General features: G+C 55.9%; 1 tRNA gene and 1 rRNA gene. Both read right to left on the reverse strand.

What is annotated here, in order from left to right:
- Positions 1–7 precede the first annotated feature (7 nt).
- Positions 8–124: ribosomal RNA gene (rrf, locus tag HMPREF3016_RS04055) — 5S ribosomal RNA — on the reverse strand.
- 3 nt (positions 125–127) lie between these two features.
- Positions 128–200 (reverse strand) — tRNA-Ala (locus HMPREF3016_RS04060).
- Between the last annotated feature and the right edge of the window lie 2 nt (positions 201–202).

Raw genomic sequence — 202 nt, forward strand, 5'->3', positions numbered from 1 at the left:
AAAACTAGTCCGGCGACAACCTACTCTCCCACACCCATCAAAGTGCAGTACCATCAGCGCAAAGAGGCTTAGCTACTGGGTTCGGAATGGAACCAGGCGTTTCCCTCTCACTATAATCACCGAAACGTGGAGGCGAGGGGACTCGAACCCCTAACCCTCTGCTTGCAAAGCAGATGCGCTACCAATTGCGCCACGCCCCCGC

Source organism: Rothia sp. HMSC065D02 (assembly GCF_001815285.1).
GTDB lineage: Bacteria > Actinomycetota > Actinomycetes > Actinomycetales > Micrococcaceae > Rothia > Rothia dentocariosa.